This window comes from Streptomyces sindenensis (assembly GCF_014649035.1).
In the GTDB taxonomy this organism is placed as follows: domain Bacteria; phylum Actinomycetota; class Actinomycetes; order Streptomycetales; family Streptomycetaceae; genus Streptomyces; species Streptomyces sindenensis.
This window is the reverse complement of sequence record NZ_BMSG01000037.1, coordinates 53,376-62,527: the sequence shown is the minus strand read 5'-3', so window position 1 is coordinate 62,527 and position 9,152 is coordinate 53,376. Positions and strand designations below refer to the sequence as shown.

Here is a 9,152-nt window from a genome sequence, read left to right as displayed (position 1 = left end):
CCCGTCGTACCCTCGGCTACTGGCTCGGCAACGGCGCCGGACCCACCGCCGCCTTCACCGCGGCCGTCGCCGTCCTCATCATCGCCTGCCCCTGCGCCCTCGGCCTCGCCACCCCCACCGCCCTCATGGTCGGCACCGGACGCGGCGCCCAACTCGGCATCCTCATCAAGGGCCCCGAAGTACTGGAGACCACCCGCCGCGCCGACACCATCGTCCTCGACAAGACCGGCACCGTCACCACCGGCCGCATGACCCTCCAGACCACCCACACCACCGACACCACCACCAAAACCGAAGTCCTGCGCCTCGCAGGCGCCCTGGAGAACGCCTCCGAACACCCCATCGCCCAAGCCGTCGCCACCGCCGCCACCGACACCACCGGCCCCCTCCCCACCCCCGAGAACTTCACCAACATCCCCGGCCTCGGCGTCCAGGGCACCGTCGAGGGCCACACCGTCCTCGTCGGGCGGCCCCGCCTCATCGCCGACGCGGAGATTCCGCTGCCTCCCGCGCTGTCCCGGGCGCTGGAGGAGGACGAGGCGCAGGGGCGTACGGCGGTCGTCGTGGCCTGGGACGGGGAGGCCCGGGGCGTGTTCGGGGTGGCGGACGCGGTCAAGGAGAGCAGCGCGGCCGCCGTGGCCGAGCTGCGCGCCCTCGGGCTGGAGCCCATCCTGCTGACCGGCGACAACCGGGCCGTGGCGGAGGCCGTGGGGCGGGAGGTGGGCATCGACCAGGTCCACGCGGAGGTCCTCCCCGAGGACAAGGTGGACGTCATCAAGCGCCTTCAGGCCGAGGGCCGGGTCGTCGCCATGGTCGGCGACGGGGTCAACGACGCGGCCGCGCTGGCGACGGCATCCCTGGGGCTGGCGATGGGCACTGGGACGGATGCGGCGATCGAGGCGAGCGACCTCACACTGGTTCGTGGAGATCTCAAGGTGACGGCTGACGCAATCCGTCTTTCCAGGCGTACGCTGGCCACCATCAGGGGCAACCTCTTCTGGGCCTTCGGGTACAACGTCGCGGCCTTGCCCCTGGCTGCAAGTGGCCTGCTCAACCCTATGATCGCGGGAGCCGCCATGGCGTTTTCGTCCGTGTTCGTCGTCACGAACAGCCTCCGGTTGCGTGCCTTCACGTAACTTCCACAAAGAGATTTAGATCACACCGATTTCAGGGTAACCATCCGGTGGGTTCGCGAGTCTTAGAGTGCGATTGCCAAGGATGTCTTGGGGGACGTCCGACGGAGTGTCTTGGGGGACGCTCCTGATGGCATGCGTTGGCCGGGGCACGTGCACCGGGGAGCTTTGAGCGGCCCTCCCGTGCGTACGTACCCCGGCAGATCGCGGCACAACAGAACAACGGGAGCTTCGGCTCCTTGCAGACGCCCGGCCGGATCCCGTGGGGGGAATCCGCTCCGGGATATGGGAAGCGCCCCGACCGTCGACCCGTGGGGGGATCGGCGGCGGGGCGCTTCTCCCTTTCCGAGGGCCTGGCACCAGCCTCAGGGGCCCGCCACCAGGCGTTGCGCGGCCTCGACGAAGGCCCGGGGGCCCGGCAGCGCCGACAAGCCCCCGGAAACGCCGAATCGCCCCGGACACCGCGCTCTGTGCGAAGCGCGGTACGCGGGGCGAAGGCAGTCGGCCGAAGAGGCCGGGCACTACGGGGCGGACACGAGGTCCGGGCCGGGGACCGGGTCAGCGGCCCTCGACCGGGACGAAGTCGCGCAGGACCTCGCCGGTGTAGATCTGGCGCGGGCGGCCGATGCGGGAACCCGGCTCCTTGATCATCTCGTGCCACTGGGCGATCCAGCCGGGCAGCCGGCCGAGCGCGAACAGCACGGTGAACATCTCGGTCGGGAAGCCCATGGCCCGGTAGATCAGACCGGTGTAGAAGTCCACGTTGGGGTAGAGGTTGCGCGAGACGAAGTAGTCGTCGGAGAGCGCGTGCTCCTCCAGCTTGAGCGCGATGTCGAGCAGCTCGTCGGACTTGCCGAGCGCGGACAGCACGTCGTGCGCGGCGGCCTTGATGATCTTGGCGCGCGGGTCGAAGGACTTGTACACCCGGTGGCCGAAGCCCATCAGGCGGACGCCGTCCTCCTTGTTCTTCACCTTGCGGATGAAGGAGTCGACGTCGCCGCCGTTGGCCTGGATGCCTTCCAGCATCTCCAGCACCGACTGGTTGGCGCCGCCGTGCAGCGGGCCCCACAGCGCCGAGATGCCGGCGGAGATCGAGGCGAACATGTTCGCCTGCGAGGAGCCGACCAGGCGCACGGTGGAGGTCGAACAGTTCTGCTCGTGGTCCGCGTGCAGGATGAGCAGCTTGTCCAGCGCCGAGACGACGACCGGGTCCAGCTCGTACTCCTGGGCGGGGACCGAGAAGGTCATGCGCAGGAAGTTCTCGACGTACCCGAGGTCGTTGCGCGGGTAGACGAAGGGGTGGCCGATCGACTTCTTGTAGGCGTACGCCGCGATCGTCGGGAGCTTCGCCAGCAGGCGGATCGTCGACAGGTGGCGCTGCTGCTCGTCGAACGGGTTGTGGCTGTCCTGGTAGAACGTGGACAGCGCGCTGACGACCGAGGACAGCATGGCCATCGGGTGGGCGTCGCGCGGGAAGCCGTCGAAGAACCGCTTGACGTCCTCGTGCAGCAGCGTGTGCTGGGTGATCTCGTTCTTGAACGCCGCCAGCTCGTCGACCTTGGGGAGGTCGCCGTTGATCAGCGTGTACGCGACCTCGAGGAACGACGAGCGCTCGGCGAGCTGCTCGATCGGGTATCCGCGGTAGCGCAGGATGCCCTGCTCGCCGTCGAGGTACGTGATGGCGGATTTATAGGCGGCGGTGTTGCCGTATCCGCTGTCCAGCGTCACCAGGCCGGTATTGGCCCGGAGCTTCCCGATGTCGAAGCCCTTGTCGCCGACGGTGCTGTCGATCACCGGGTAGGTGTACTCGTCATCGCCGTACCGCAGTACTACAGCGTTGTTGGTGTGCTCGCTCACGTCATCCCTCACCGACGTAGTGCCTCTTCTTCGAGGTGCCCTGACTGTCTTCCACCCTCCCCCATTCGGCTCAGGAGAGTGCACTCGGGGTCGTCCATTGGACCTACTGGCGGCACTGAGTGCCGCCAACTTACTCATCCTGCCCCCTTGACTGCGGTTCCGGAAGACCTCCGTGATGTTTCCCACCGATTTGATCGATCATTTTTGTGCAGGGGTCAAGAGAAGTCTTCGCCGGAGCCGCCCCGGAGCCGGAAATCCAGTGCCGTACAGCGTCTGCCTGCGGAAACCGTGCGGACCGCCTGGCCGATCGCCTTACGGGACCCGACGAGGACGACGAGCTTCTTGGCACGGGTGACGGCGGTGTAGAGCAGGTTGCGCTGGAGCATCATCCAGGCGCTGGTGGTGACGGGGATGACGACGGCCGGATACTCGCTGCCCTGGGAACGGTGGATCGTCATGGCGTACGCGTGGGCCAGCTCGTCCAGCTCGTCGAAGTCGTAGCCGATCTCCTCGTCCTCGTCGGTGCGGACGGTGAGCTTCTGCTCGTCCGCATCGAGGCCGGTGACGACGCCGACGGTGCCGTTGAAGACGCCGTTCTCGCCCTTGTCGTAGTTGTTGCGGATCTGGGTGACCTTGTCGCCCACCCGGAAGACCCGGCCGCCGAACCGCTTCTCGGGGAGGTCGGGGCGGCCCGGCGTGATGGCCTGCTGGAGCAGCCCGTTCAGATGGCCCGCACCGGCCGGGCCCCGGTGCATCGGGGCGAGGACCTGCACGTCACGGCGGGCGTCGAGGCCGAACTTGGCCGGAATGCGGCGGGCCGCGACATCGACGGCGAGCCTGCCCGCGTCCTCCGTCTCGTCCTCCACGAAGAGGAAGAAGTCGCTCAGCCCCTCGGTGAGGGGTGGCTGTCCGGCGTTGATGCGGTGCGCGTTGGTGACCACGCCGGACTGCTGGGCCTGGCGGAAGATCCGGGTGAGCCGGACGGCGGGGACCGGACCGCCCTCCGCGAGCAGGTCGCTCAGCACCTCCCCCGCGCCGACCGAGGGCAGCTGGTCCACATCGCCCACCAGGAGGAGGTGGGCACCGGGTGCCACCGCCTTCACGAGCTTGTTGGCGAGCAGCAGATCGAGCATCGACGCCTCGTCGACGACGACCAGATCGGCGTCCAGCGGGCGGTCCCGGTCGTACGCCGCGTCCCCGCCCGGCTTCAGCTCCAGCAGCCGGTGCACGGTGGAGGCCTCGGCCCCGGTCAGTTCGGAGAGGCGTTTGGCGGCGCGCCCGGTGGGGGCGGCGAGCACCACCTTGGCCTTCTTCGCGCGGGCCAGCTCGACGATCGACCGGACGGTGAACGACTTCCCGCAGCCGGGGCCGCCGGTCAGAACGGCCACCTTGCGGGTGAGCGCGAGGCGTACGGCCTGCTCCTGCTCGGGCGCCAGCGAGGCCCCCGTACGCGTCGCGAGCCAGGCCAGCGCCTTGCCCCAGTCCACGTCCTGAAAGGCCGGCATCCGGTCCTCCTCCGTCCGCAGCAGCCGCCGCACCTGCCCGGCGAGGGACAGCTCGGCCCGGTGGAAGGGGACGAGATAGACGGCCGTGACCGGCTCGCCGCCCTCGGGGGACGGCACCTTCTCCCGTACGACGCCCTCCGGATCGGCGGCCAGCTCGGCCAGGCACTCGATGACCAGCCCGGTGTCGACCTGGAGCAGCTTGACGCCGTCCGCGATGAGCCGTTCCTCGGGGAGGTAGCAGTGCCCCTGGTCGGAGGACTGGGACAGGGCGTACTGGAGCCCGGCCTTGACCCGCTCGGGGCTGTCGTGCGGGATGCCGACGGCCTGGGCGATCCTGTCGGCGGTGAGGAAGCCGATGCCCCAGACGTCGGCGGCCAGCCGGTAGGGCTGGTTCTTCACGACGGAGATCGAGGCGTCCTCGTACTTCTTGTAGATGCGGACGGCGATGGAGGTGGAGACGCCGACGCCCTGGAGGAAGACCATGACCTCCTTGATCGCCTTCTGTTCCTCCCAGGCCGCCGCGATCATCTTCGTGCGCTTGGGGCCGAGGCCGGGGACCTCGACGAGCCGCTTCGGTTCCTGCTCGATGATGTCGAGGGTGTCGACGCCGAAATGAGTGGTGATCCGGTCGGCCATCACCGGCCCGATGCCCTTGATCAGCCCGGAGCCGAGATAGCGGCGGATGCCCTGGATGGTGGCGGGCAGCACGGTGGTGTAGTTCTCCACGGTGAACTGCTTGCCGTACTGCGCGTGCGAGCCCCAACGGCCCTCCATCCGCAGGGACTCGCCGACCTGCGCGCCGAGCAGCGCACCGACCACGGTGAGGAGGTCGCCGGCTCCTCGCCCGGTGTCGACGCGGGCGACCGTGTACCCGTTCTCCTCGTTGGCGTAGGTGATCCGCTCCAGGACCCCTTCGAGGACGGCCATGTTGGACATGACCCGACGCTACCCGGTCCGACTGACAGGCCGGTTCACGGGCGGAACTCCCGTCGGAGGCCGTAGGAGGGTTCTCGGAGGCCGCAGAAGGGGACGGGGATCCGGGTCCGCCCTCAGCCCGCGTTCCGGCGCTGGTTGGCGGTGAAGCGCGCCTTCTTCTGGCGGTTGCCGCAGGTGTTCATGTCGCACCACCTGCGCGTACGGCTCCGGCTGGTGTCGAAGAAGGCGGCCCGGCAGGTCGGCGAGGCGCACAGGGCCAGCTTTCCGTCCCGTTCGCCCGAGATGACGTCGACCGCGTCGGCGGCGATCACGCCGAGGGCGTCCTCCACGGAGGAGGAGCCGAGCCACCATCGCCGCTCCCCCTCGGGCGTCAGGATCGCCGCGGCCCGCCCCTCGACGCTGCGGTCGCCGATGACCTGGACCGCGGCGGCGGGAAGAGCGTCCCGAAGCGCGGCGGCTGTCGCGGCCGCGTGGATCGACTCCCTCAACTCCCGTGCCAGATCCAGCTGTTCAGGCGTGCAGGAGTCCACGGAGAGGCCGTACACCGCCAGCCAGTCGATGAGCCGCCGCGGAACGGGGATGCGCTCCACGGCGTCACCGAAGCGCTCCGACAGGGTCCCCGTGAAGCTCGTCGACAGCACGTTGCCGAGGCGGAAATCAGGAAATCCAGCACGCATGGAACCACCTTAGCCGGTTGCGGGGCCGCCCGGAGAGCTGCTAGAACCGTCTTAGCCGGTTCATACGGAGTCGGCTTCGGCGCCCGTGACCGCCAGGAGGCCCCATGCCCCGCCCGTCCAGCGACGCACACGCGACCAGCGACGCACACGCGACCAGCGACGCAGACGCGACCGACGACGTCCACGTCCACGCCTACGCGACCCGTGCGACCGACGCCGACCTCGACGATCTGCGGGCGCGCCTGACCGCGGCGCGGCTGCCGGAGGCCGAGACGGTCCGGGGCGCTCCGCCCGGCCCCCGCCGATGGGGCCAGGGCGTTCCGCTGGCCGACCTCGCCGAGGTCGTGGAGTACTGGCGTACCGGGTACGACTGGCGGGCGTTCGAGGAGCGGCTGAACCGCATGGGCCAGTTCCGTACGACGATCGACGGGCTGGGCATCCACTTTCTGCACCGCCGGTCCGCGCGCGCGAACGCCGTCCCCCTGCTCCTGACCCACGGCTGGCCGGGCAGCATCGTCGAATTCCTGCACGTCATGGACGAGTTGGCCGATCCGCAGGACGCGGAGGCGCCGGCGTTCCATGTCGTGGTCCCGTCGCTGCCGGGCTTCGGCTTCAGCGAGAAGCCGGCCACCACCGGGTGGGGCACCGAGAGGATCGCGGCCGCGTGGGTGGAGCTGATGGGAAGGCTCGGATACGTCCGGTTCCTGGCCCACGGCGGCGACTGGGGCGGCAACATCACCACGGTGCTGGGCGGCAGGTTCCCGGACCGGGTGATCGGCGTCCACTCCACGTTCGCGGAGGCTCCGCCCGGTCTGACGACCAACGGGCTGACGGAGACCGAGCGCGGGTGGACCGAGGGGACCCACCGTTTCTGGCGCCACCGCGCGGCGTACGCGAAGCAGCAGGCGACCCGCCCGCAGACCATCGGCTACGCGCTCGTCGACTCGCCGGTCGGGCTGCTCGCCTGGATCCTCGACAAGTTCGCCGAGTGGTCGGACACCGAGGACAGCCCGTTCGAGACGGTCTCCCGGGACCGCTTCCTCGACAACGTCACCCTGTACTGGCTGACGCGAACGGGGGCGTCGGCGGCCCGCATCTACTACGAGAGCCACAACTCGCTGGACCCCGCGCTCCGGGTCGACGTCCCGTCGGCGATCACCATGTATCCCCGGGACATCGAGAAGACTCCGCGCCCCTGGGCCCAGGAGCGGTACCGGAGCATCGTCCGGTGGCGGTCGCCCGAGGCCGGGGGCCACTTCCCGTCACTGGAGATGCCCGGCTTCTTCGTCGCCGATCTGCGGGAGGGCCTCGCGGCGGTGCTGGCCGCCCGCGGGGTCACATGAGCCGGCGCTCCCCGGTCTCCTCATCGAGACCGCCGACGTTGATCGGCTGGAGGACGACGGTGATCGCGCCGGCCGTGAAGTGCCGCACCGGGCCACCGGTGTTCCGCCCGTGGAAACTGTTCGGCAGCGCCTGCCCGTTGGTCGGGTCCGAGCCCGCCGTATACATGTCGATGATGCCCTCGTGCCCCTGACGGGCCTGGGCGTCGTCGCTGCCCGCGGCCTGTTCCACCGTGATGCGGTCGTCGCCGTCCACCGCGACCACGGCCGCCACATGGTAGGGCCAGCCGCTGGCGTTGGCGGGCCGCGCGTACCTCCCTCGCCACGCGGTCTCCACGATGGCGTACGCCTGGCCGGCTCCGGGCCGTTCGTCGCCGTCCGTACGGTCGCCCCGGGCCGCCGCGTAGGCCCGGGCGCCCTCCACGTTCTCCCGGTGGCCCAGGCCGAACCGGGCGCCGCCCTCGGCGAACTCGCTGGCGTCCTGCCCCAGAGCCAGCCGCTGCTGGTGCATGATCTCCTCGGCCGTGTGGGCACAGTCCGCGAGGAAGGCCGACTCCGGCTCGTACTCCGCGTACGTACGGCCCCCGATGTCACCGCGCTGCCCGGTCGGCACGCAGTACCGGGGGGCCGGAGCGCCCTCCGCGACCCAGATGACGGTGGTGTCCTCCCCCGGCGTGAGCGGCATGAGGTAGAGGCCGTTCGCCGAGAGCCGTACGTTCCCCAGCTCGGCGGTGTCGCCCTCGGAGAAGCGCTGGAGGGCCGTCGCACCGGGGCCGCGCGCCGCGTGCCGTGTGCCGTGATCGCTCCGGTCGCTCGGGGCGCCTTCGGCGCTCTGCTCGGGCGTCCGCCTCATCACCCGGACCGCGTTGGCCTCGGCCTCGCGCTCGAAGCGGTCGCCGGGGTCGGAGACGCTCAGCCCGGACCCGTTGTCCGTACCGGCCACGGGGCCCTGACGCTGCTGGATGACGTGCGTCAGCTCATGGGCGAGCGTGTGCTTGTCGCCTCCGCCGTCACCGATGACGACGTGGCTGCCGGAGGTGTAGGCACGGGCCCCCACCTCGGCGGCGGAGGCGCGGGCCGCGGAGTCGGTGTGCAGCCGGACGTCGGAGAAGTCGGAGCCGAGCCGGGACTCCATCTCCTCACGCAGCGGTGCGTCCATCGGTCTGCCCGGGGCACGCAGCACGTCGTGCACGGCCGAGCGCTGCACCGGCTCCGCGGCGGGCTCCTGGTGGCCGCAGTCGGGTCCGTGCCGGTGCCGGTCGCGCTGGAGCATGCGGAGGACGGCGGCGTTGCCGGTGGTGCGCTGAAGAGCGAGAAGCGCGTCGGGCGCCCGGCCGCTCGGGGCCGCCGCCTCCCCCGGCCGCTCGGCGGCACCCCTGGTGGGGCGCTGCGGCTCCTTCTCGTTCTCTTTCGGCTCGTGCGCGCGCATGGGCTTCCGCTCGTAGGACTCGTTCGACAGGACTGTGTTCTTCCTGCCTACCCGGTACGGCGGTTCCCGGTAAGGGCTGTTCGGGACACGGTGCGGTGGCCCGCGGGGGCAACGCGCCCGCCCGGTGGGCCCCGGAGCGGCCGCTCACGGACGGTTTTCGCCTGGCCTGCCCTCCTTCTCGCGCGGTTCGGGGGCTTTCCCCCTCGCCCGTCCACGGCGGCGGCCGCATCGCGCAGCCGCCCCGCCGCTCAGCCCATGCCCGGCTCACCTCATGC

Annotated in this window: 6 protein-coding genes; 2 read left to right on the top strand and 4 right to left on the bottom strand. The window is 70.5% G+C overall.

The window, feature by feature from the left end; translation table 11 throughout:
- Nucleotides 1-1,136 (top strand): heavy metal translocating P-type ATPase (locus IE145_RS28945; protein ID WP_189528386.1); only part of this gene is annotated, 1,136 nt, incomplete at its 5' end.
- A 555-nt stretch (nt 1,137-1,691) separates the two neighbouring features.
- Here IE145_RS28945 and IE145_RS28940 read toward each other — a convergent pair.
- The 3 genes from IE145_RS28940 to IE145_RS28930 all read right to left on the bottom strand — a co-directional run bounded on the left by IE145_RS28940 (nt 1,692) and on the right by IE145_RS28930 (nt 6,108).
- Nucleotides 1,692-2,990: a citrate synthase gene (locus IE145_RS28940; protein ID WP_010056523.1), complete on the bottom strand. Its 1,299-nt coding sequence runs from the start codon at nt 2,988-2,990 to the stop codon at nt 1,692-1,694.
- A gap of 215 nt (nt 2,991-3,205) precedes the next feature.
- Complete coding sequence (gene recD2, locus IE145_RS28935) at nt 3,206-5,431, bottom strand: SF1B family DNA helicase RecD2 (RefSeq protein WP_189528385.1); 2,226 nt, start codon at nt 5,429-5,431, stop codon at nt 3,206-3,208.
- Nucleotides 5,432-5,544: 113 nt separating this feature from the next.
- Nucleotides 5,545-6,108 carry a CGNR zinc finger domain-containing protein gene (locus IE145_RS28930; RefSeq protein WP_189528384.1) on the bottom strand — a complete coding sequence of 188 codons (564 nt, stop codon included), beginning with the start codon at nt 6,106-6,108 and terminating at the stop codon, nt 5,545-5,547.
- A 104-nt stretch (nt 6,109-6,212) separates the two neighbouring features.
- On the opposite strand from IE145_RS28930, the gene IE145_RS28925 reads away from it, so the two are divergent.
- A complete protein-coding gene (locus IE145_RS28925) occupies nt 6,213-7,451 on the top strand; it encodes an epoxide hydrolase family protein (RefSeq protein ID WP_189528383.1) in 1,239 nt (412 codons plus the stop codon).
- Here the strand turns inward: IE145_RS28925 and IE145_RS28920 are convergent.
- Entirely contained in the window at nt 7,444-8,877 is a 1,434-nt protein-coding gene (locus IE145_RS28920; protein ID WP_189528382.1) for an eCIS core domain-containing protein, read from the bottom strand. The genes IE145_RS28925 and IE145_RS28920 overlap by 8 nt on opposite strands.
- Between the last annotated feature and the right edge of the window lie 275 nt (nt 8,878-9,152).

Bases quoted from the DNA above. Each gene is read 5' to 3' on its own strand.
- recD2 (WP_189528385.1), bottom strand. From the start codon at position 5,431: ATGTCCAACATGGCCGTCCTCGAAGGGGTCCTGGAGCGGATCACCTAC.
- IE145_RS28930 (WP_189528384.1), bottom strand. From the start codon at position 6,108: ATGCGTGCTGGATTTCCTGATTTCCGCCTCGGCAACGTGCTGTCGACG.
- IE145_RS28925 (WP_189528383.1), top strand. From the start codon at position 6,213: ATGCCCCGCCCGTCCAGCGACGCACACGCGACCAGCGACGCACACGCG.
- IE145_RS28920 (WP_189528382.1), bottom strand. From the start codon at position 8,877: ATGCGCGCGCACGAGCCGAAAGAGAACGAGAAGGAGCCGCAGCGCCCC.